We start from the raw sequence: 24250 nt of genomic DNA on the forward strand, positions 1-24250 counted from the left end.
CGCCGCCGGGACATGGCGATGACACGGCCGCGCGCCGATAATGCGTCGAAGGACATTTCACGGACGATTTGCCCGAACGTCATCGGGCCGGGAGATTCACATGCGCATTGAAACGTCGTTTCTGTTCGATCTCGACGGCACGCTCGTCGACAGCGTCTATCAGCACGTGCTCGCGTGGAAGGAAGCGCTCGATGCCGAAGGCATCGAGCTGTCGGTATGGCGCATCCACCGCAAGATCGGGATGAGCGGCGGCCTGTTCCTGAACCAGCTGCTGCGCGAGACGGCCGGCGACATCGACGCCGAGCGCGTCGAGCGGCTCGCGCGGCTGCACGCGGCCGCGTACCAGCGGCTGCGCGCGCAGGTCCGGCCGCTGCCGGGCGCGCGCGAGCTGCTGGCCGCGCTGTCGAACGCGGGCATCCGCTGGGCGATCGCGACCAGCGGGCGGATGGAAACGGCCGCCATCAACCTCGAGGCGCTCGGCGTCGATCCGGCGAAGAACGTGGTCGTCACGCGCGACCAGGTCAAGTATGCGAAGCCGGATCCCGACCTGTTCCTGACGGCCGCGGCGAAGCTGAACGTGCCGATCGAGCACACGGTGGTGGTCGGCGACAGCATCTGGGACATGCTCGCCGCGAGCCGCTGCCGCGCGCTGGGCGTCGGGCTGCTGTCGGGCGGTTACGGCAGCGACGAGCTGGAACGCGCGGGGGCGCTGCGCGTGTACGACGATCCGGCGGATCTGCTGTGGCATCTCGACGAGATCGCGGCACGGCCATAGACCGTTCGCGTTAGCGGATCCGGTCGCGCGCGGCGTCGGCATGCAGTCACGAAAGCGCCGAGCCGCGCACCCGCGCCCTGTTGATCGAACCGGGTCGGTCGATTCGATTCGATTCGATTCGATTCGCACTGAATCAATCGTCATCGACCCGCTTGTCGATCAGATAACGCCCGCGCTCGACGCCCGCGCGCAGCGCCTCCTCCTGCGTCGACCATTCGGAGCCTGCCGGCTCCGGCACGATCAGCTCGATGCGGGCACCGTCGACATAGACCTGCACCTCGTCGTCCCACGCGCCGCGTGCGTTGCGCCGCGCCCATACGCGAATCTCGTGGCCGCGATACGGGTCGCGAACCTGTGCGTCCTGTTGATGTTGCATCCTGGCCTCCTGTACTTATCTGCGATGGCGATGCAAAAAATGCGCGCCGCATGGCCGCCGCGCGCGCCGTCGGCCCCGCGCGCACGCGCCGTGCCCGCTGTCGGCCGCCCCGGCACGTGTCTTGCGTTCGTGCCCGGTATCGAACCACTCCGGTCCGCCAGACAACAAAGGAGGCCGCGATGATCGGCCATATCGAACTCGTCGGACGCCTGCTGCTCGCCGCGCTGCTCGGCAGCGTGATCGGGCTCGAACGCGAACGGCTGAACTGGGCCGCCGGCTTGCGCACGCACATGCTGGTGTGCGTCGGCTCGGCCCTCGTGATGCTCGTCTCCACCTTCGGCTTCGAGGACGTGCGCGGACAATACGGCGTCGTGCTCGATCCGTCGCGGGTCGCGGCCCAGGTGGTCTCGGGCATCGGCTTTCTCGGCGCCGGCTCGATCCTGCTGCGCGGCGAAGTCGTGCGCGGGCTGACGACGGCCGCGAGCCTGTGGGCGGTGGCCGGCGTCGGCCTGGCCGCCGGCGGCGGCATGTACGTCGCGTCGATCGGCGCGACGGCGATCGTGCTCGCGATCCTGGCGGGCGTGAAGCCGCTCGAGCGCCGCTTCATCGCGCAGCGGCAGCAGCGCACGCTGCGGCTCGTCGTCGAGCGCGGCGGCCTGACGCTCGGCGTCCTGCACGACACGCTCGGCGCGGGCCGCGTGCGCGTGAAGCGGTTCATCGTCCAGCAGTCCGACGACGATCCCGAGACCGACGACATCTCGATATCGTTCTCGCGCACGAGCGGCGCGGAATTTGCGGCGATCTGCGAATCCCTGCAAGGCATCGCCGGCGTGCGGACCTGCAGTCCCGACACCTCGTCAAGGAGTTTCGCGTGACCCAGACCGACCTGCTTTCCTATCTCGTGTCGAGCCAGCTGGCCGCGCGCATGCGCGGCGGCGCCTGGCTCACCACCAGCCAGGTGGTCGGCGCGCTGCGCGCGTGGCTCGCGTGCCATCACGCCGAATGCGGCTGGCTCGACCGGATCCGGATCGCGAACGCGTCCGCGACGATCGCGCAACGCATCTACGACATCGCGGCCGCGTACGGCGAACGCGAGCACGGCGAACGCGTCCGGCTCGACGCCGGTTCGCCGGAACTGCAGGCGCTGCGCGCACGTTGCGACGCGCTGCTGCAACGCATCGACGGCGGCCTGGACGTCGACACCCGATGATCGCGCCGGACCGCATGCCGCGCGCCGCCGTCGCGACGGCGGGCCCCGACGACGCGGCAGCCGCCGCCTCGCGCACGGCCGAACCGGTGCGACACGGCCTGCTCGAATGCGGACGCAATTGCGACACGATCCGCAGCGCGGACCGCTTCGCGATGCTGGTGGACGGCGCCGCGTATTTCGCGACGCTGCGCGCCGCGCTGCGGCGGGCGCGCCATACGGTGTTCATCGTCGGCTGGGACGTCGACAGCCGGATGCGCCTCGCGCCGGCCGACGCCGCCGGCGACGGGCTGCCCGACACGCTCGGCGCGTTCCTGCACGCGCTCGCGGCCGCGCGCCACAACCTGCGCATCTACGTGCTCGCGTGGGACTTCGCGATGATCTACGCGCTGGAGCGCGACTGGCCCCCCGTCTATCGCGCCGCGTGGCGCGCGCATCGCGGCATCCGGTTCCGGCTCGACGACACCCATCCGCGCGGCGCGTCGCATCACCAGAAACTCGTCGTGATCGACGACCGGCTCGCGTTCGTCGGCGGGCTCGACCTGACGCGCGAGCGCTGGGATACGCCCGCGCACGCGGCCGACGATCCGCGCCGCCGTGACGCCCGCGGCATGCCGTACGGCCCGTTTCACGACGTGCAGGCGATGTTCGACGGCGACGCGGCCGCCGCGATCGGCGAGCAGGCGCGCACGCGCTGGCGCAATGCATGCGGGCGTCCGATCGCGATCCGCGCGCAGCGCCATCTCGAGCGTGACGAAGACGTCGATCCGTGGCCGCCCGGCGCGCGCGTCGACGTGAGCCACGTGCGGCTCGGCATCGCGTACACGGCGCCGCGCCACCGCGACCGCGAGCCGGTACGACAGGTGCGCGCGCTCGTCGAGGACACGATTCGCGCCGCGCGGCGCCACCTGTACATCGAGAACCAGTATTTCACCGCGGCCGTGGTGCGCGAAACGTTGTCCGCGCGACTGGCCGACCCGCACGGGCCGGACGTGACGGTCGTGGCACCCCGCGTGCAGAGCGGCTGGCTGCAGGAAGCGACGATGGGCGTGCTGCGCGCGCGGCTGCACGACACGCTCAAGTCCGCCGACCGCTTCGGCCGCTACCGGCTGCTGTACCCGCACGTCGACGGCCTCGGCGACGCATGCGTGAACGTGCACAGCAAGATCGAGATCGTCGACGACGAATGCATCGTGATCGGCAGCGCGAACCTGAACAACCGGTCGATGGTGCTCGACACCGAATGCTGCATCGCGCTCGTCGCGGCGGGCGAGCCGCGCATCCGCGCCGCGATCGCCGGCCTGCGCGACCGCCTGCTGGCCGAACATCTCGGCACGCCGCCGGCCACGGTCGCCGCTGCGTTCGCGCAAGGCGACCGGCCGAACGCCGCGCTCGACCGGCTGCGCGCGAAACCGGGTCGCACGCTGCGCGTGCTCGACCCGGTCGTGACGCCGCAGCTCGACGCGTTGGTGCCGGTCAGCGCGCGGCTCGACCCCGAGCAGCCGATCGAGCCGGACCGGTTCGTCCGCGAATTCCTGCCGCGCGAGCAGCATCGCCCGCTGACCGCGCGCTTCCTCGCGCTCGGCGCGGCCGTGCTGCTGATCGCGGCGCTCGCGTTCGCGTGGCGCTTCTCGCCGCTCGGCAAGGCGCTGAACGTCGCGGCGCTCGCGCAGGCGGCGGCCCGCGCCGCGGCACTGCCGGGCGCGCCCGCCCTGCTGCTGGCCGGCTACGTGGTCGCCGCGACGCTGTCGGTGCCGATCACGCTGCTGATCGCCGCGACGGGGCTCGTGTTCGGCGCGTGGCCGGGCTTCGCTTACGCGGCCGTCGGCTCGCTGACGGCCGCCGCCGCGACCTACGGGATCGGCCGCTGGCTCGGGCGCGACGCGGTGCGCCGATTCGCCGGCGCACGCGCGAACCGGCTCAGCGAACACATCGGCCGGCGCGGCGTGGTCGCGATGGCCGTGCTGCGGCTGTTGCCGATCGCGCCGTTTACGATCGTGAACCTGGTCGCCGGCGCCTCGCACATCGGCCTGCGCGACTTCCTGGTCGGCACCGCGATCGGGATGATGCCGGGCATCGTGTTGACGGTCACCTTCGCGCACCAGCTGACCGCCGCGTTCCGCCATCCGGGCCCCGGCGCATTCGCGTGGCTCGCGGCGATCGGCGTCGCGCTGGTCGGCGTGTCGGTGCTGCTCGTCAGGGTGCTGCGACGATGGTGCTGAGCCGACAGCCGGCCCCGCCGCCGGACATCGTCACGTCGGACGGCGCGCCCGCCGCCGCGCCGGGCGGACGCGACCTGCGCATCGCGACGTACAACATCCGCGGCGGCTACGGTGCGTGGCCCGCGCGCGCGGCCGATCGAATCGCGGCGGTGATCCACGAGCTCGACGCGGACGTGATCGCGCTGCAGGAAGTGCCGCTCGGCGGCACGCGCGCGCCCGACGTGCTCGCGCACCTGCGCGACGCGACCGGAATGCACGCGGTGGCCGGCCCGACCATCGACACGCCGGAGCGCCGCTACGGCAACGCGGTGCTGTCACGCTGCCCGATCCGCGCCGCGCGCACGCTCGACCTGTCGTTCCACCCACGCGAGCCGCGCGGCGCGCTCGATGCGGACATCGACTGCGGCGCCGGCACGCTGCGCGTGGTCGCGACCCATCTCGGGCTGTCGGCGAACGAACGCAGCGCACAGGTGCAGCGGCTGCTCGCCGCTTTCGACACCGGTGCGATGCCGGTGATCCTGATGGGCGACATCAACGAATGGTTCGTGCGCGGCCGTGCGCTGCAGGCGCTGGTCACGCGGTTCCGCCGCGCGCCGGCGCCGCGCACGTTCCCGACGCTGTACCCGGTGTTCTCGCTCGACCGGATCTGGATCCATCCGGGCGAGTTGCTGGTCGACGTGACCGTGCATCGCAGCATGCTGGCCCGGCGCGCGTCGGATCATTACCCGCTCGTCGCGCGCATGCGTGCGCGGTCCGCGCCCGGCACGCCGCCCGCGCGCGACGCGCACCACGCCGACGAAACCTGACGGAGCATGCCCATGCGAACCGACGAACTCGACGGAACGGCCCTCGACTACTGGTGCGCACGCGCACTGTGCGCGGACGACAAAGACACGCTGTACTTCACGGCCATCGAGCCGCAGGTGATCGTGACCGCCGCGTGCGATGCGTTGCGGCGCCTCGACGCGCATTTCGCGCCGTCGGCGTCGTGGGCCGACGCGGGGGCGGTACTCGATCGCGTCGGCGACCTGCGGATCGCGCGGCGCGGCGACGGCGTCGAATGCGACGCGTGCTTCATCGACGGCCCGTCGACCTGCGCGGCACGCGCGCCCGACGCGCGCACCGCGCTGCTGCGCGCGTTCGTGCGCGCGCGCTTCGGCGACGACGTCGATACCCCGCCGCCGTTTCCGCACCGGATCGAGCGCGGCGCGCCGGTGCGCTACGACCCCGGTGCGCCGCTTCCCGAAGCGGACGACGATCCGGCCACCGGCGACAGTTCGGACATTCGCTCGATTCCGCGCATATGACGACGCCGGACGCCGAGGCATGGGCCATGCGCGCGATGCAGTGACCCTCCAGCGTTCATGTAAAAAGGACAGGGCGCCGCCCCCGGCATCGCGCCCGAACGTTACCGCGCCGGGCGCCGCGCCGCAGGCACGCGGGTTGCGGCGCACGACCGTTACCGTTCGCCGACGCCCGGACCCGCCATCCCATGAACGCCACCCCGCCCTTCGCTCCCCACCTCTACTTCTGCGACGCGCGCCTCGTCGGCCCGCTCGACGCGTGGCCCGACACGTTCGCGCACATCGCCGGCATGGGCTTCGATCACGTGCTGATCGGCGGCTTCTGGGCCGCCAGCGTCGCGGGTTTTCCGCGCCACGTCGCCGACTTCCACCGGCCGGCCGCGACGTTCGCGACGCGCGCCGGCGCGCTCGAAACCTTCTCGCGGCTCGCCCAGCTCGCGCACGGCCACGGGCTGCGCGTGCTGCTCGAAGTCGTGCCCGACCGCATCGCGCGCGACAATCCGCTGCGCGCCGAGCATCCGGACTGGTATGCCGAGCGCGCGCACGACGACGCGCTGATCGATCCGCGCTGCGGCGCGCATGAACTCGACGTCGCCCATGCGCGGGTCGGCGACGACGCGACGCACGACGCGCTCGCCGCGTGGTGGTGCGCGCATCTCGCCGCGTTCGCGGACGCCGGCGCGGCCGGCTTCCTGATCGACGCGCCGCATCACCTGCCGGCCGCATGGTGGCCCGGCTGGCGCGCGGCGCTGCGGCGCGCACGCCCGGACGTCGCGGTGCTGGCCGGCGTGCCCGGCCATGCACGCGACGCGCTCGCGCAACTCGAGGGGGCCGGCTTCGACGCGGTGTTCTCGTCGGTACGCTGGTGGGATCTGCGCTCGCCGTGGTTTGCGGACGAGCACCGGCTGCTGCGCCGCATCGGCTCGCCGATCGCGTTTCCCGACGCCTTCGACGGCCCGCGTCTCGCCGACGACTGGCACGACGCGCCGGACGAGACGCTCGCCCGCGCGTACCACCGCGCGCTGTGGACCGCGGCTGCGCTCGGCACCGGCTGGCTCGTGCCGATGGGTTTCGAGCGCGGCATCACGCTGCCGCTGATGGTGCGCGATGCGGACGCCGCGCGCTATCGCGCCGCGTTCGACGGCGCGCGCTTCGACCTGTCCGGCGCGATCGCCGACGCGAATGCGTGGCGCCGCGCGACGCCGCTTGCGGCCGGGCGCGGCGAAATCGCGCAACTGAGCGCGCCCGGCGCGGCCGCGACCGCGCTGCTGCGCGGCATGGGCCCGTCGCTCGAGCACGACGACACGGCACTGCTGATCGCGCTGAATCCCGCTCTCGATGCCGACGCGCCGGTCGATCCCGCGACGATCCTGCCCGGTGTGCCGGGCGGCTTCACGCAGGTCGCGACGGCGGCGGGCACGCGCACGCCCGCACCGGTCGCGCTGGCCGCGTTCACGCTCGAACCCGGCGGCTACGCGCTGCTCGACGCGCGGCGCGCGCCGCCCGCGACCGCGCGCGCCGGCGCCGCGGACGAGCGCACCGCGCTGTCCGCCGCGCTCGCGGCCGACCGGATCGCGATCGAACGCGTCGAGCCGACGGTCGACGGCGGCCGCTTCGCGATCAAGCGCGTGATCGGCGAAACGCTGGTTGTGCACGCATCGATATTCAGCGACGGCCATGCGCATCTCGCGGCCGCGCTGCAGTGGCGCGCGGACGACGAAGACGACTGGCGCGAAGTGCCGTTCGTCGCGGAACCGAACGACCGCTGGCACGCGCGCATCGCGCTCGACCGGCTCGGCCGCCACGCGTTCCGCGTGATCGCGTGGCGCGACGACTGGGCCTCGCTCGTCACCGACATCGCGAAGAAACGCGCGGCCGGCCAGGACGTGACGCTGGAGGTGAGCGAGGCGCAGCTGCTGCTCGCGACCGCGCTGAAGCGCGCCGCGCCGGACGGTCCGCACGCGGTCCGGCAGATGGAACGGCTGGCGGCCGACTTCAACGACGCGTCGCACGAACACCGTCTCGCACTGATCGGCGAACCCGCGCTCACCGACGCCTACGCGGCGCTGCGCTACCGGCCGTTCGTCACGCACGACGAGACCGTCTACCCGGTCGAGGTCGAGCGCCGCGCCGCACGCTTTTCCAGCTGGTACGAACTGTTTCCGCGATCGGCGAGCAACGACCCGCACCGGCACGGCACCTTCGACGACGTGATCGCGCAATTGCCGCGCATTCGCGACATGGGCTTCGACGTGCTGTATTTCCCGCCGATCCACCCGATCGGCACGACCGCGCGCAAGGGCCGCAACAACACGCTGAAGGCCGGCCCCGACGACGTCGGCAGCCCGTACGCGATCGGCTCGCCGGACGGCGGCCACACGGCCGTGCATCCGCAGCTCGGCACGCTCGCGTCGTTCCGCGCGCTGATCGATGCGGCGCGCGCGCAGGGGCTCGAAATCGCGCTGGATTTCGCGATCCAGTGCTCGCCCGACCATCCGTGGCTCGCCGCCCATCCGGGCTGGTTCGCATGGCGGCCCGACGGCTCGCTGCGCTATGCGGAAAATCCGCCGAAGCGCTATCAGGACATCGTGAATCCCGACTTCTATGCGCCCGACGCGCTGCCCGACCTGTGGCTCGCGCTGCGCGACGTGGTGCTGTTCTGGGTCGAAGCCGGCGTGCGGATCTTCCGCGTCGACAACCCGCACACGAAGCCGCTGCCGTTCTGGGCGTGGATGATCGCGGACGTGCGCGGCAAGCATCCGGACGTCGTGTTCCTGTCGGAGGCGTTCACGCGGCCCGGGATGATGTACCGGCTCGCGAAGATCGGCTTCTCGCAGTCGTATACGTACTTCACGTGGCGCGAGACGAAGCACGAATTCATCGACTACCTGACCGAGCTGAGCGCCGGCCCCGCGCGCGAGTTCTTCCGGCCGAACTTCTTCGTGAACACGCCCGACATCAATCCACGCCACCTGCAGAACGCGCCGCGCTCGCAGTTCGTGATCCGCGCGGCGCTCGCGGCGACGCTCGCCGGCTCGTGGGGCCTGTACTCGGGCTTCGAGATCGGCGAATCGGCACCGCTGCCCGACAGCGAGGAATACGCGGACGCGGAGAAATACGAGCTGCGCGCGCGCGACTGGGCCAAGGCCGCGCACATCGGCGGCGAAGTCGCGCGGCTGAACCGCGCGCGGCGCGAGCATCCGGCGCTGCAGACCCACCTCGGCCTCACGTTCGCCGACGCGGACAACGACCAGGTGCTCGTGTTCGTGAAGGCGACGCCCGCGCACGACAGCGTCGTCGCGGTCGCGATCAGCCTCGACCCGTGGCATCCGCAGGCCACGAACTTCATGCTCGATGCGTCGCTGTGGCGCGGCCTCGGGCTCGTCGACGGCGAACCGCTCGACGCGCTCGAACAGGACGCCGCGCGCGCCGAAACCTGGCGCGGGCATCGCCAGTACGTGTCGCTCGACCCGCACGTGCGGCCCTATGCGATCTGGCGGCTCGCGCCGTCTCCCGGCGCCGCGCGAGCGGCGGCGCCCGACCCGGGCGATGCCCGGGGCTCTTCCGGAGCACACGCATGATGAAACGCGAAGACTCCCTCGACGACGTGCGGCGCGCGCAGTTCCCGTCGCTCGCCCCGGCCGGCACGCCGCGCCGGCGCCGTGCGCGGCGCCGCGCACCCGCGCTCTGCGCGGACGACCCGCTGTGGTACAAGGACGCGATCATCTACCAGGTGCACGTGAAGTCGTTCTACGACTCGAACAACGACGGGATCGGCGATTTCCCCGGCCTGATCGCGAAGCTCGACTACATCGCCGAGCTCGGCGTCGACACCATCTGGCTGCTGCCGTTCTACCCGTCGCCGCGCCGCGACGACGGCTACGACATCGCCGACTACCGCGACGTGCATCCCGACTACGGCACGCTCGCCGACGTGCGGCGCTTCATCCGCGAAGCGCACGCACGCGGCATCCGCGTGATCGCCGAGCTGGTGATCAACCACACGTCGGACCAGCACCCGTGGTTCCAGCGCGCGCGGCGCGCGAAACCCGGCTCGATGCATCGCGACTACTACGTGTGGTCCGACACCGACACGAAATACGCGGGCACGCGGATCATCTTCCTCGATACCGAAACGTCGAACTGGACCCACGATCCGATCGCCGGCCAGTACTACTGGCACCGCTTCTACTCGCACCAGCCGGACCTGAACTTCGACAACCCGGCCGTGGTGCGCGAGGTGATCCAGGTGATGCGCTTCTGGCTCGATCTCGGCATCGACGGGCTGCGGCTCGACGCGGTGCCGTACCTGGTCGAGCGCGAAGGCACCAACAACGAGAACCTGCCCGAGACGCATGCGATCCTGAAGCGGATCCGCGCGACGATCGACGCCGAGTACCCGAACCGGATGCTGCTCGCGGAGGCGAACCAGTGGCCGGAAGACGTGCAGGAATACTTCGGCAACGAGGACGAATGCCACATGGCGTTCCACTTTCCGCTGATGCCGCGCATCTACATGTCGATCGCGAGCGAGGACCGCTTCCCGATCGTCGACATCATGCGGCAGACGCCGGCGCTCGCGCCGAGCAACCAGTGGGCCGTGTTCCTGCGCAATCACGACGAGCTGACGCTCGAGATGGTCACCGATTCGGAGCGCGACCTGCTGTGGCAGACCTATGCGAGCGACCGGCGCGCGCGGATCAATCTCGGCATCCGGCGCCGCCTCGCGCCGCTGATGGAGCGCGACCGGCGCCGCATCGAACTGATCAACTCGCTGCTGCTGTCGATGCCCGGCACGCCGGTGATCTACTACGGCGACGAGCTCGGGATGGGCGACAACATCCACCTGGGCGACCGCGACGGCGTGCGCACGCCGATGCAATGGTCGTCGGATCGCAACGGCGGCTTCTCGCGCGCGGACCCGGAACTGCTGGTGCTGCCGCCCGTGATGGGCTCGCTGTACGGCTACGACGCGATCAACGTGGAAGCCCAGACGCGCGACCCGCATTCGCTGCTGAACTGGACGCGCCGCATCCTGTCGACGCGCCGCGCGACGCAGTCGTTCGGGCGCGGCACGATCCGCTTCCTGCGCCCGGAGAACCGCAAGGTACTCGCCTACCTGCGCGAACTCGAAGGCCACGAGACGGTGCTGTGCGTCGCGAACCTGTCGCGCGCGTCGCAGGCCGTCGAACTCGACCTGTCCGAATTCGCGGGCCGCGTGCCGATCGAGATGACGTCGGATTCGCCGTTTCCGCCGGTCGGCCAGCTCCCGTATCTCCTCACCTTCCCGCCGTACGGGTTCCTGTGGTTCGTGCTGTCCGAGCATGGCCGCGAGCCGTCGTGGCGGCAGCCGCACGCGCAGCCGCTGCCCGAGTACGTGACGATCGTGATGCGGCGCGGCGACGCGCGGCCGGACGTCGGCCAGCTGCATGCGCTCGCGCACGATGCGCTCGCGTCGTGGCTCGCACGGCGGCGCTGGTTCGCGTCGAAGGACCGCAAGATCGGCGACGCGTGGCTGAACGTCGTCACGCCGATGCCGGACGAGCCGTTCCAGTACGCGGAAGCATGGGTATCCGCGAGCGACGGCGGGGTCGAACGCTACGTCGTGCCGCTGGCCGCCGCCTGGGGCGGCGAGACGTCGCAGCCGCTGTTCGCGCAGCTCGCGCTCGCGCGCGTGCGGCGCGGCCATACCGTCGGTTACCTGACCGACGCGTTCGCGCTGCCGTCGTTCGCGCGCGGGATGCTGCGCAAGCTGCGCGACGGCGCGACGGTGCCGACTTCCGACGGCGGCCGCCTCGACTTCCTGCCCGAGCAGGCGCTCGCCGCGCTCGATCCCGGCGACGACGCCGAAGTGCGCTGGCTCGCGGCCGAGCAGAGCAACAGCTCGCTCGTGATCGGCGACGCGATCGTGCTGAAGCTGGTGCGCAAGGTCGCGCACGGGATCCATCCGGAAGCGGAGATGAGCCGCCACCTGACGCGGATCGGCTATGCGAACACCGCGACGCTGGCCGGCGAAGTCGTGCACGTCGATCCGGACGGCACGCCGCATACGGTCGCGATCCTGCAGCGTTACGTCGACAACCAGGGCGACGCGTGGACGCGTTCGTTCGACTTCCTGAGACGTGCGGTCGACGAGCTCGCGCTGCCGGCCGTCGACGAAGGCGACGCGACGGAGTCCGGCGAGGAACCGGACGCGCTGCTCGGCTACGCGGCGTTCGCGGGGATCGTCGGCACGCGACTCGGCCAGTTGCACGTCGCGCTCGCGCAGCCGTCCGACGACCCGGCGTTCGCGCCGGAGCGCGCGACCCCGGCACACGTCGACCACTGGCGCAGCGATGCGATCGCGTCGTTCGAGCACGCGCTCGATGTGCTGGGCACGCGGCTCGATACGCTGGCCCCCGCCGAGCGGGCCGCGGCCGACACGCTGCTCGCGTCGCGCGACGCGGCCGTGCGGGCGCTCGGCGAACTGGTGCCGCGCACCCTCGACGCGCAATGCACGCGAATCCACGGCGATTTCCATCTCGGCCAGGTGCTCGACGTGCAGGGCGATGCGCTGCTGATCGACTTCGAGGGCGAGCCCGCGCGCCCGCTGGAGCGGCGTCGCGCGAAGTCGCATCCACTGCGCGACGTGGCCGGCTTCCTGCGCTCGCTGTCGTACGTGAGCGCGGCCGCGCAGTTCGTGATCGAGAAGGCGCCGCCGCAGGCGGCCGGCCGCAAGCGCGCGCTGTTCGACCGCTTCGGGCAGGCCGCCGCCGACCGCTTCGTCGAATGCTATCGCGCGGCCGCCGAGCAGGCGCCCGAACGCTTCGTCGACCCGCGTTATGCCGATCGCCTGCTCGCGTTGTTCCTGATCGACAAGGCGTCGTACGAGCTGTGCTACGAAGCCGCGAACCGCCCCGACTGGCTCGGCGTGCCGGTCGGCGGGCTCGCCGCGCTCGTCGAACGCCTGCTCGACACGCACGGTGAACCCGACGACGGAGGCACCCGATGACCGACACGCTGTTCGACCGCCACGATATCGATGCGCTGCTCGCCGGGCGCCATCCGGACCCGTTCGCGTGCCTCGGCCCGCACGGGGATGCCGGGCGGATCGTCGTGCGCGCGCTGCTGCCCGGCGCGCGGCGCGTGCGCGCGGTGACGCCCGACGGCGACGAACTCGGCACGCTCGCGTGCGTCGACGAAGCCGGCTGCTTCGCCGGGACGATCGCGCGCGACGGCCACTACCGGCTCGCGATCGAGTGGCCCGACACGCGGCAGGTGACCGACGATGCGTATGCGTTCGGCACGCTGCTCGACGACGCGGCGCTCGCGCGGTTCGCGGCCGGCGACCCGGCCGCCGTGCTCGAGTGCCTCGGGGCGACGCCCACGCGCGTCGACGGCATCGACGGCGTGCGCTTCGCGGTATGGGCGCCGAACGCGCAGCGCGTGTCGGTGGTCGGCGACTTCAACACCTGGGACGGCCGCCGTCATCCGATGCGGCTGCGGCGCCCGTGGGGCGTGTGGGAACTGTTCGTGCCGGACATCGGCGCCGGCGAGCACTACAAGTACGAGCTGTGCGCGAGCGACGGCCGCGTGCTGCCGCACAAGGCCGATCCGTGCGCGCGCGCGACCGAAGCGCCGCCGCGCACTGCATCGGTCGTCGCCGACACGGCGGCGCTCGACGCGTTCGCATGGCATGACGACGGCTGGATCCACGCGCGGCCGCATCCGGATCGTCGCTTTCGGGTGCCGTGGTCGATCTACGAGGTGCATCCGGAATCGTGGCAGCGCGTGCCCGAGGAAATGGACCGCAGTTCGACCTGGGACGAACTCGCCGAGCGGCTGATCCCGTACGTGCGCGGCATGGGCTTCACGCACGTCGAGTTCATGCCGATTTCCGAGTACCCGTTCGGCGGCTCGTGGGGCTACCAGCCGCTCGCGCAGTTCGCGCCGTCGGCGCGCTTCGGGCCGGTCGACGGCTTCGCGCGCTTCGTCGACCGCGCGCACGCGGCCGGCATCGGCGTGATCGTCGACTGGGTGCCCGCGCATTTCCCGAACGATCCGCACGGCCTCGCACAGTTCGACGGCAGCGCGCTGTACGAGCACGCCGATCCGCGCGAGGGCATGCACCCCGACTGGAACACCTGCGTGTTCAACCTCGGGCGCACCGAGGTCGGCGCGTTCCTCGTCGCGTCGGCGCTCGCGTGGGCGCGCCGCTATCACGTCGACGGGATCCGCGTCGACGCGGTCGCGTCGATGCTGTACCGCGACTACTCGCGCAGGGAAGGCGAATGGGTGCCGAACATCCACGGCGGGCGCGAGAACCTCGAAGCGGTCGCGTTCCTGCGCACGCTGAACGACACGCTGCACGGTACGCTCGCGCCGCCCGGCATCGTCACCTTCGCGGAGGAATCGACCGCGTGGCCGGGTGTCACCGCGGCGACCGGCGACGGCGGGCTCGGCTTCGACTTCAAGTGGAACATGGGCTGGATGCACGACACGCTCGCGTATCTGCGCGAGGATCCGATCCATCGCCGCTATCACCACGACCGGATGACGTTCGGGCTCGTGTATGCGTTCTCCGAGCGCTTCGTGCTGCCGCTGTCGCACGACGAGGTCGTGCACGGCAAGGGTTCGCTCGCCGCGAAGATGCCCGGCGACGCGTGGCAGCGGCTCGCGACGCTACGCGCGTACTTCGGTTTCATGTGGGCGCATCCGGGCAAGAAGCTGCTGTTCATGGGCAGCGAATTCGCACAATGGGCCGAGTTCGCGCACGACGCGACGCCGCACTGGGACCTGCTCGACGCGCCCGCGCATCGCGGCGTGCAGCGGCTCGTGCGCGACCTGAACCGCGCGTACGCGGCCGAACCGGCGCTGCATGCGCTCGATTGCCACGCGGCCGGCTTCGCGTGGCTGATCGGCGACGATCGCGACAACAGCGTGTTCGCGTTCGCGCGCCGCGACGACACCGGGCGTCTCGTCGTCGCGGTCTGCAACTTCACGCCGGTGCCGCGTGCCGGCTATCGCGTCGGGTTGCCAGCGCCCGGGCAGTGGCGTGAACTGATGAACACCGATGCCGCCGTGTACGGCGGCACGAATGCCGGCAACGACGGCACCGTGTCGACGGAGGCGATCCCCGCGCACGGCGAGTCGTGGTCGGCCACCTTGCGCCTGCCGCCGCTCGCGACGCTGTGGCTGAGCCCGGCCTGACACCCGGCGCCCTCGACACGGAGACGATCCCCATGCCGACCGCCCTGCCCACCCGTCTCGAACCCGGCCGCTGCCATCCGCTTGGCGCGGCCTGGGACGGCCTCGGCACCAACTTCGCGGTGTTTTCCGCGCATGCGCAGCGTATCCAGCTGTGCGTGTTCGATCCGACCGGCCGCAAGGAGCTCGCGCGCCTCGACCTGCCCGAATGCACCGACGAGGTATGGCACGGCTACCTGCCGAACGCGCATCCGGGCACCGTGTACGGCTTTCGCGCGGACGGCCCGTATCAGCCGCAGCACGGCCATCGCTTCAATCCGACCAAGCTCCTGCTCGACCCGTACGCGCGCAAGCTGGTCGGCCACTTTCGCTGGTCCGACGCGCTGTTCGGCTATCGCGTGCATTCGAACCGCGCGGACCTGTCGATGGATCGCCGCGACTCGGCGCCCGCGATGCCGAAGGCCGTGGTGGTCGACGAGGCGTTCGACTGGAGCATGGACCGGCGCCCCGACGTGCCGTGGCGCAGCACCGTGATCTACGAGACCCACGTGCGCGGCGCATCGATGCGCCGCGCCGGATTGCGCGCGCCGGAGCGCGGCACGTTCGCGTCGCTCGCGCATCCGGCGTTCATCGATCACCTGCTGTCGATCGGCGTGACGACGGTCGAGCTGCTGCCGGTGCACGCGTTCCTGCAGCAGCGCGCGCTCGTGAACCGCGGGCTGCGCAACTACTGGGGCTACGACACGGCCGCGTTCTTCGCGCCGGAGCCGGCCTACCTGTCGACGCGGCGGCTCGACGAGATGCGCATCGCGATCCGGCAGCTGCACGCGGCCGGCATCGAAGTCGTGCTCGACGTCGTCTACAACCACACGTGCGAGGGCAACGAGCTCGGCCCGACGCTGTCGTGGCGTGGCCTCGACAACGCGAGCTACTACCGGCTGCGACCGGACGACCCGCGCTACCACGTCGACGAGACCGGCTGCGGCAACACGCTGAACCTGTCGCATCCGCGCGTCGTGCAGATGGTGATGGATTCGCTGCGCTACTGGGCGAGCGCATTCAACGTCGACGGCTTTCGCTTCGATCTCGGCGTGACGCTCGGCCGCGAGGATCACGGCTTCGAGCCGGGCGCGGGTTTCTTCGACGCGCTGCGGCAGGACCCGCTGCTCGCGCAGCGCAAGCTGATCACCGAGCCGTGGGATCTCGGCCCCGGCGGCTATCAGCTGGGCCGCCACCCGCCCGGCTTCGCCGAATGGAACGACCGCTTTCGCGACACCGTACGGCGCTTCTGGCGCGGCGACGCCGGGCAGCGCCCGGAACTCGCCGCGCGGCTCGCGGGCTCGGCCGACCTGTTCAATCATCACCGGCGCCGCACGTGGGCGTCGGTCAACTTCATCACCGCGCACGACGGCTTCACGCTCGCCGATCTCGTGTCGTATGCGGAAAAGCACAACGAAGCGAACGGCGAAGACAACCACGACGGCCACGGCGACAACTGCAGCGCGAACTGGGGCGTCGAAGGCGCCACCGACGACGCGTCGATCCGCGACCTGCGCGCGCGGGTCGCCCGCTCGATGCTCGCCACACTGTTTACCGCGCTCGGCACGCCGATGATCGTGGCCGGCGACGAATTCGGCAGGACGCAGCACGGCAACAACAACGCATATTGCCAGGACAACGAACTGTCCTGGCTCGACTGGGATCTCGCGCGCAGCGACGAAGGCGCGCAGATGACGCGTTTCGTGTCGCGGCTCGCCGCATTGCGCCGCATGTACCCGGTGATGTCGGCGCCGCGCTATCCGTCCGGCGACCGCGACGGTGCGCCGGGCATGCACGAGATCGACTGGTTCGACGAGCGCGGCGACCCGCTGAGCGTGCCCGCGTGGGAGGACGGCGAACGCCGCGCGCTGACGATGCGGCGCGTCGGCACCGGCCGCACCGGGCGCACCGAGGCGTTGCTCGTGATGCTGAATGCGTCGACCCACGTCGTCACGTTCAAGCTGCCCGCACCCGTGCTCGACTATCGCGTGCTGCTCGACACCGCGACGCCCGACGCCGGCCCGCGCGGCTGGCCCGACGCCGGCCGCGACGTCGCCGCGCACGCGGCCGTGATCGCCGTCGCGGCCGTGCCACCCGCCCCGCACTCGTGAGGAGCCGCCATGACGTCACGCACCGCCCATCCGCCCGGCACGCACGCATTCGCGTCGTCGTTCGGCGCGACCTGCCTCGACACGGAACACACGCGCTTCCGGTTGTGGGCGCCCGCGAGCCGCACGGCCGCGGTCGAACTGCACGGCGAACGGCGCGTCGCGATGCTGCCGGCCGGGGACGGCTGGTTCGAGGTCGTCGCGCCGTGCGGTCCCGGCACGCTGTACCGCTTCCTGCTCGACGACGGTCTCGTGGCACCCGATCCCGCATCGCGCTTCCAGCCGCATGACGTGCACGGCCCGAGCCAGGTCGTCGACCCGGCCGCGTACCGCTGGCGCAACGACGCGTGGCGCGGGCGGCCGTGGCACGAGACGGTGCTGTACGAACTGCACGTCGGCGCATGCGGCGGCTATGCGAACGTCGAGCGGCGCCTGGCCGAGCTTGCCGCGCTCGGCGTGACCGCGATCGAGCTGATGCCCGTCAACGCGTTCCCGGGCGCGCGCAACTGGGGCTACGACGGCGTGCTGCCGTTCGCGCCCGCGGCGTCGTACGGACGGCCCGAGGAACTGAAGGCACTCGTCGACGCCGCGCACGGGCTCGGGCTGCAGGTGCTGCTCGACGTCGTCTACAACCACTTCGGCCCCGAAGGCAACCTGCTGCCGCGCTATGCACCGGGATTTTTTCGCGCGGACCGGCAGACCGCCTGGGGGCCCGCGATCGACTTCTCGCATGCGCAGACGAGCGCGTTCTTCATCGACAACGCGCTGTACTGGCTCGACGAATTCCGCTTCGACGGCCTGCGCATCGACGCCGCGCATGCGATCGACGACGATGCATGGCTGCGCGAGCTCGCCCGCCGCGTGCGCGCGTATGCGGGCGACGCGCGCCACGTGCATCTGGTGCTCGAGGACGAGCGCAATCTGGCGAGCCTGCTCGGCCCCGGCGGTTTCGACGCGCAGTGGAACGACGACTTCCACAACAGCGCGCACGTGCTGCTCACCGGCGAGCGCGAAGGCTACTACCGCGCGTACGCCGATGCGCCGCTGCGCCATCTCGCGCGCACGCTCGGCGAAGGGTTCGCGTACCAGGGCGAGCCGTCGCCGCTGCACGACGGCGCGCCGCGCGGCGAGCCGAGCGCGCACCTGCCGCCGACCGCGTTCGTCACGTTCCTGCAGAACCACGACCAGATCGGCAACCGCGCCTTCGGCGAGCGGCTGCGCGCGCTCGCGAACGACGACGCGGTGCGTGCGGCGACCGCCCTGATGCTGCTCGCGCCGCAGGTGCCGCTGCTGTTCATGGGCGAGGAAGTCGGCAGCACGCAGCCGTTCCAGTTCTTCACCGACTATCGCGGCGCGCTCGCCGACGCGGTGCGCGAAGGCCGGCGCCGCGAGTTCGCCGCGTTTTCCGCGTTCGCCGATCCCGCGCATCGCGACGCGATTCCCGATCCGAACGACATCGGCACGTTCGTGCGCTCGTCGCCCGGTCATGCCGGTGACGACGCATGGCCCGACGCCGAAGCGTGGCGGCGCTTCTACCGCAGCGCGCTGGCCGTGCGCGCGGCGCTCGTGACGCCGCACCTGCCGGGCGCTCGCGCGCTCGGCGTCGAGCTGCTGTGCGCCGCCGGCAGCGGCATCGGCAACGGCGACGGCAACGCGGAGGCGCTCGTCGCGCGCTGGCGGCTCGGCGACGGCAGCACGCTCACGCTCGCCTTCAATCCCGGCTCGCGCGACGCGCTGCTGCCGATGCTGCCGGTCGGCAAGATCGTGTTCGAGACGCCGCCGCGCGCGCGCGACCGTCTGGCCGAGCGGCGGCTGCCCGCGCGCACCTGCATCGCGTGGCGCGACGGTGCGGTCAACCGCGATGCGCTCCATCACCGCACGAACGGGCACACACGACAATGACGACCGACGTGCCGATCGCAGACCTCGCGCGTGCGGCCGGGCTGGCGCCCGACTGGATCGACGCGGGCGGCGTCGCGCGGCGGGTGGGCGACGACGCGCTCGTCGCGCTCGTCGATGCGCTCGGCTGGCCATGCGGCACGCCGATCGAGCGGGTCGACAGCGCGGCCGCGCTGACCGATGACCGGGACGCAACGCCGCAGGTCGTCACCGGCGACGCCGGCGTGCCGCTGACGCTCCCGCGCAGCGTCGCGCCGCCGGGCGCGCGCTTGCGGATCGCGCTCGAAACGGGCGAGCACGTCGACGCGCGCGTGGCCGACGCGGGCGAATCCGGCGCACTGCCGCCGCTCGCGGTGCCCGGCTATCACGCGCTCGAGATCGGCGAGCAACGCATCGGGCTCGCCATCGCACCGCCGCGTGCGCGGCCGTTCACCGCCGACGACGGCGTGACGGGTGCGCAGCGCCGCTGGGGCATCGCGGCCCAGTTGTACAGCCTGCGCCGCACGGGCGACGACGGCGCGGGCGACTACACCGCGCTCGCCGGCCTGGCCGCGCATGCGGCGCGGCACGGCGCGCACGCGGTCGCGATCAGCCCGACGCATGCCGGCTATCCGGCACTGCCCGAGCACGACAGCCCGTATTCGCCGTCGTCGCGGCGCTGGCACAACGTCGCGTATCTCGACTGCGACGCGGTGCCGGGCGCCGATATCGTGCGGCGAATGCATGGCGCGGCGGCACATGGCACTGCCGCGCCCGATACGCCGCTGATCGACTGGCCGCACGTGCTGCCGCTGAAGCTGCGCCACTTGCGCGCGTGCTTCGATGCGTGGCGCGCGAACGGCGGGCCGTTGCGCGACGCGTTCGAGCGATTCCGTACGGCAGGCGGCGCCGCGCTCGACGCACACGCGCGCTTCGATGCGCTGCAGGCGTTCTGCATCGAACACGGGATCGGCGCGGACTGGCGGCAATGGCCCGCGCCGTGGCGCATGCCGGCCTCGGCCGAGGTCGACGCCTTCGCACACGCGCATGCCGAGACGATCGCGTTCCATGCGTTCCTGCAATGGTGCGCGTCGGACGCGCTCGGCAACGCACAGCATGCGGCGCGCGAGGCCGGGATGGCGATCGGGTTGATCGCCGATCTCGCGGTCGGCGCCGATCGCGCGGGCAGCGACGCATGGGCGCACGGCACGACGCTGCTGCGCGGCGTGTCGGTCGGCGCGCCGCCCGACCTGTTCAATGCGGATGGCCAGGCCTGGGGCGTGACGACGTGGACGCCCGCCGCGCTGCGCGCGAGCGGCTTCGCGCTGTTCGTCGACCTGTTGCGCGCGGCCTTCGCGCAGGCGGGCGGGGTTCGTATCGACCACGTGCTCGGCTTCGCGCGGATGTGGATCGTGCCGGACGGCGGCTCGCCGCGCGACGGCGCGTACTTGCACTATCCGCTCGACGATCTCGTGCGGCTGGTCGCGCTGGAGGCGGCACGGCATCGCGCGGTCGCGATCGGCGAGGATCTCGGCACGGTGCCGGCCGGGTTTCGCGAGCGCCTCGGCGCGCGGGGGATCGCGGGAATGCGCGTGCTGTGGTTCGAGCGTGAGGCGGATGGCGCGTTTCGGCCGCCATCGGCGTGGGATCGCGACACGATCGCGATGACATCGACACACGATCTGCCGACCGTGGCGGGTTGGTGGCGTGGTGTCGATCTCGAGTGGCGGAGGGGGTTAGGTGATGCAGATGCAGATGCAGATGCAGATGCAGATGCAGATGCCTCCGAGGATGCACGCACCGACGACGGGAGTGGCCAAACGCAACGCACCGCGAGCGCGCGTAATGTCGGTGACGACATCGGTCGCGCCGCGGCCGCACACCGAGCGGGACGTTACGAACGAAACAAACCTGCTTTGCGTGACGAGCATCCCACCAAGGATGTCGGTCACGGCGTACCCCAACCACGCGACACGCCGCCGCCCACCCCCGACCTCGCCCTCACTGCGGCCCGGGCCGAACGCGCGACCGAGCGCGCGGCACTGTGGCGCGCGTTGCAGCAAGCGGGCTGCGCGCCGCCCGGTGATCCGGTACCACCTGCCGGCACGCCACCCGTCGATGCAGTCCTCGCGTATGTCGCGCGCAGCCCGTCGCCGCTCGCGATCGTGCCGCTCGAGGATCTGCTCGCACTGGACGCCCAACCGAATCTCCCCGGCCCGCCGCGCGGCCATCCGAACTGGCTGCGCCGGCTGCCGCGCGCGGTCGACGCGCTGTTCGACGCCGACGTACGCAGACGCATCGCGGCGCTCGAGCGCGCACGCCGCGCCCGGGAGCAGGAAGTATGATTCCGCGCGCGACCCTGCGACTGCAACTGCACGCCGGCTTCACGTTCGACGACGCGGCCGCGCACGCCGACTATTTCGCGCGGCTCGGCGTGAGCCACCTGTACCTGTCGCCGATCACGACGGCCGAGCCCGGTTCGCTGCACGGCTACGACACCGTCGACCATCACACGATCAGCGCGGAACTCGGCGGCGCAGCCGGCTTCCGCCGCCTCGTCGACGCGTTGCACGCGCGCGGCCTCGGCGTGATCGCCGACATCGTGCCGAACCACATGGGCGTCGGCGGCGCATCGAACGGCTGGTGGAACGACGTGCTCGAATGGGGTCCGGCGAGCCCATACGCGCGCTACTTCGACATCGACTGGCATCCGCCTGACGCGGCGCTCCACGGCAAGGTGCTGCTGCCCTGCCTCGGCGCGCCCTACGGCGACGCGCTCGCCGCCGGCGACGTCGCGCTCGGCGCCGAGCCGTCGAGCGGGCGTTTCTTCATCGCATGCGCGGGCAGGACGCTGCCGGTCGCCGCCGCGGCCTATGCCGAGATCCTGCGCATCGCCAACCGTGCGGACCTGAACGCGCTCGCCGAACGGTTCGCCGCCGCACCGGTGCGCGGCAGCGCGCGGCTCGCGGACGCGCACACGGCGCTGCGCGACTACGCCGCCGCACAGGGCCCGCAAGCGTTCGACGCGATACTGCGCGGCGCCGATCCGCGCCGCGCGCGCTCGCGCGCGTGCCTGCATCGATTGCTCGAACGCCAGCACTACCGGCTCGCGTGGTGGCGCACGGCCGCCGACGAGCTGAACTGGCGACGCTTCTTCGACATCGCGACCCTCGCGGCCGTCCGCGTCGAAGACGAAGCGGTGTTCGACGCGGTGCACGCGCTGTCGCTGGCGCTTCATGCGGCCGGCTGCCTCGACGGCCTGCGTGTCGATCACGTCGACGGCCTCGCCGAGCCGGGCGCGTACTGCCGCCGCCTGCACGCGCGGCTCGCCGCGCAGCGCGACGAGCGGCCGTATCTCGTCGTCGAGAAGATCCTCGCGCCGGGCGAGACGCTGCGTGAAGACTGGCGCGTCGACGGCACGACCGGCTACGACTTCATGAACGACGTCGCCGCGCTGCTGCACGATCCGGCCGGCGCGGCGCCGCTCGCCGCGCACTGGGCGGCCGTGTCGGGATCGGCGCGGTCGTTCGCGCAGGAGGCGGTGGCCGGCAAGCGGCGCGTGCTGAAGCGGCAGCTCGCCGGCGAGCACGAACGTGTCGCGCGGGCGTTGCACCGCATTGCGCGCGCGGCACCCGCGACGCGCGACCTCAGCCGGATCGCGATTCATCGCGTGCTGGGCGAACTCGCGGTGCACCTTCCCGTGTACCGGATGTACCCGACACCCGGCAACGAGCCGACCGGCGCCGATCGTCGCGTGCTGGCGCACGCGTACGACGCGGCGTGCGCGACGATCGATCCGTCCGACCGCTACGCGCTCGATCGCGTCGCCGGCTGGCTCGGGCTGCCGGGCCTGCGCGCGCCGCGCGCGGATGCCGCGGCGCTGCACGCGGCGCGCATCGCGTTCGCGCAGCTCACCGCGCCGCTCGCCGCGAAGGGCGTCGAGGATACCGCCAACTATCGCTACGGCCGGCTGCTGTCGCGCAACGAGGTCGGTGCCGATGCGGGCGATTTCAGCCTGTCGCGCGGGGCGTTCCATGCGCGCAACCGCCGTCGCGCGCGCACCGTTCCGCATACGCTCGTCGCGACCGCGACCCACGATCACAAGCGCGGCGAAGATGCGCGCGCGCGGCTCGCGGTGCTCAGTGAAGTGCCGGACCTGTGGCGCGCGGTGTCGCTCGACTGGTCCGCGCTGAACCAGCCGCGGCGCGGCGGCGCGCATCGCGATCTCGCGTGGGCGCCGGGGCCGGCTGCAGAAGCGCTGCTGTACCAGACGCTCGTCGGCTGCTGGCCGCCGGCGCTCGCGCCCGACGATGCGGACGGGCTGGCGACGCTTGCCGAGCGCGTGGTGCGCTGGCAGACGAAGGCGCTGCGCGAAGCGAAACAGCATACGGACTGGCTCGCACCCGACGCGGACTACGAGCGCGATTGCGAACGGTTCGTCCGCGCGATCCTGACGCCGCATGGCGCGGGCGATTTCGTGCACCGGCTGCATGGGATCGTCGCGCGGATCGCGCCGGCCGGTGTCGTCAACAGCCTCGCGCAGGCGGCGCTGCGGATGGCGTCGCCGGGTGTGCCCGATCTGTATCAAGGTACCGAGTCATGGGATCACTCGCTCGTCGATCCGGACAACCGGCGCGACGTGCCGTTCGCTCAGCTCGCGGCCGAGCGGGTCGACAAACCGGTCACCGCGTACCTGCGGGACTGGCCCGACGCACGCGTGAAGCGCGCGCTCGTCGAGCGGATGCTCGCGCTGCGCGCCCGCTGGCCGGCGACGTTCTCGGATGGTGCGTATGTGCCGCTGCGCGTGCGCGGCAGGCTCGGGCGGCATGCGCTCGCGTTCGCGCGCTGCGACGCGACGGCGACGGTCGTGGTCGTCGTGACGCGGCTCGCGTGCCGGTTGCTCGGCGAAGTGCCGGGGTTGCCGCGCATCGCGCCTGCGGAATGGGGCGATACCGCGATCGTGTTGCCGCGCGGCACGAGCGAGCGGTGGATCGACTGGCTGAACGACGGGAGCGAAATCGAGGCGCCGGACGGCATGCTGCGGCTCGATCGCTGTCTTGCCGCGTTGCCGGTCGCGGCGCTGGTGGCAGCCGATACGATGAGCCGGTAGCGGTAATCGGATTTGTGCAAAGACGGTCGGCGCCCCGAGGCGAAC

The 24250-nt window shown here is 71.9% G+C and carries 14 protein-coding genes; 13 read left to right on the top strand and 1 reads right to left on the bottom strand.

Features of this window, described 5'->3' with window-relative positions; genetic code table 11:
• Positions 1-100 precede the first annotated feature (100 nt).
• Positions 101-775 carry an HAD family hydrolase gene (locus DIE02_RS03065; protein ID WP_044843419.1) on the top strand — a complete coding sequence of 225 codons (675 nt, stop codon included), beginning with the start codon at positions 101-103 and terminating at the stop codon, positions 773-775.
• A gap of 133 nt (positions 776-908) precedes the next feature.
• Here DIE02_RS03065 and DIE02_RS03070 read toward each other — a convergent pair whose 3' ends face one another.
• A complete protein-coding gene (locus tag DIE02_RS03070) occupies positions 909-1151 on the bottom strand; it encodes a DUF6566 family protein (protein WP_124521841.1) in 243 nt (80 codons plus the stop codon).
• A 179-nt stretch (positions 1152-1330) separates the two neighbouring features.
• Here DIE02_RS03070 and DIE02_RS03075 point away from each other — a divergent pair, with 179 nt between their 5' ends.
• From DIE02_RS03075 to treY, 12 genes are all read left to right on the top strand, one after another.
• Entirely contained in the window at positions 1331-2026 is a 696-nt protein-coding gene (locus tag DIE02_RS03075) for an MgtC/SapB family protein (protein ID WP_124528698.1), read from the top strand.
• Entirely contained in the window at positions 2023-2361 is a 339-nt protein-coding gene (locus DIE02_RS03080; protein WP_124528700.1) for a hypothetical protein, read from the top strand. Before DIE02_RS03075 ends, DIE02_RS03080 begins: the two co-directional genes overlap by 4 nt.
• A complete protein-coding gene (locus tag DIE02_RS03085) occupies positions 2358-4580 on the top strand; it encodes a VTT domain-containing protein (RefSeq protein ID WP_124528702.1) in 2223 nt (740 codons plus the stop codon). The genes DIE02_RS03080 and DIE02_RS03085 overlap by 4 nt, the downstream gene beginning before the upstream one ends.
• Positions 4571-5386: an endonuclease/exonuclease/phosphatase family protein gene (locus DIE02_RS03090; RefSeq protein ID WP_124521753.1), complete on the top strand. Its 816-nt coding sequence runs from the start codon at positions 4571-4573 to the stop codon at positions 5384-5386. Before DIE02_RS03085 ends, DIE02_RS03090 begins: the two co-directional genes overlap by 10 nt.
• Before the next feature lie 12 nt (positions 5387-5398).
• Positions 5399-5887: a phage protein NinX family protein gene (locus DIE02_RS03095; protein ID WP_124528704.1), complete on the top strand. Its 489-nt coding sequence runs from the start codon at positions 5399-5401 to the stop codon at positions 5885-5887.
• A 185-nt stretch (positions 5888-6072) separates the two neighbouring features.
• Positions 6073-9465 carry an alpha-1,4-glucan--maltose-1-phosphate maltosyltransferase gene (locus tag DIE02_RS03100; RefSeq protein ID WP_124528706.1) on the top strand — a complete coding sequence of 1131 codons (3393 nt, stop codon included), beginning with the start codon at positions 6073-6075 and terminating at the stop codon, positions 9463-9465.
• On the top strand, positions 9465-12875 hold the full coding sequence (gene treS / locus DIE02_RS03105; RefSeq protein ID WP_124521782.1) for a maltose alpha-D-glucosyltransferase: 3411 nt from the start codon (positions 9465-9467) through the stop codon (positions 12873-12875). The genes DIE02_RS03100 and treS overlap by 1 nt, the downstream gene beginning before the upstream one ends.
• Complete coding sequence (gene glgB / locus DIE02_RS03110; RefSeq protein ID WP_124528708.1) at positions 12872-15073, top strand: 1,4-alpha-glucan branching protein GlgB; 2202 nt, start codon at positions 12872-12874, stop codon at positions 15071-15073. Before treS ends, glgB begins: the two co-directional genes overlap by 4 nt.
• A 32-nt stretch (positions 15074-15105) precedes the next feature.
• Entirely contained in the window at positions 15106-17220 is a 2115-nt protein-coding gene (gene glgX, locus DIE02_RS03115; RefSeq protein ID WP_124528710.1) for a glycogen debranching protein GlgX, read from the top strand.
• Positions 17221-17229: 9 nt separating this feature from the next.
• Positions 17230-19119 carry a malto-oligosyltrehalose trehalohydrolase gene (gene treZ, locus DIE02_RS03120; protein WP_124528712.1) on the top strand — a complete coding sequence of 630 codons (1890 nt, stop codon included), beginning with the start codon at positions 17230-17232 and terminating at the stop codon, positions 19117-19119.
• Entirely contained in the window at positions 19116-21440 is a 2325-nt protein-coding gene (gene malQ, locus DIE02_RS03125) for a 4-alpha-glucanotransferase (RefSeq protein ID WP_124528714.1), read from the top strand. Before treZ ends, malQ begins: the two co-directional genes overlap by 4 nt.
• The gene (gene treY, locus DIE02_RS03130) at positions 21437-24205 is read left to right on the top strand and encodes a malto-oligosyltrehalose synthase (RefSeq protein ID WP_124528716.1); all 2769 of its coding nucleotides are present in this window, start codon (positions 21437-21439) and stop codon (positions 24203-24205) included. Before malQ ends, treY begins: the two co-directional genes overlap by 4 nt.
• The last annotated feature ends 45 nt before the right edge of the window (positions 24206-24250 follow it).

Origin of the sequence: Burkholderia sp. Bp8991, assembly GCF_003853795.1 — a bacterium.
Classification (GTDB): domain Bacteria; phylum Pseudomonadota; class Gammaproteobacteria; order Burkholderiales; family Burkholderiaceae; genus Burkholderia.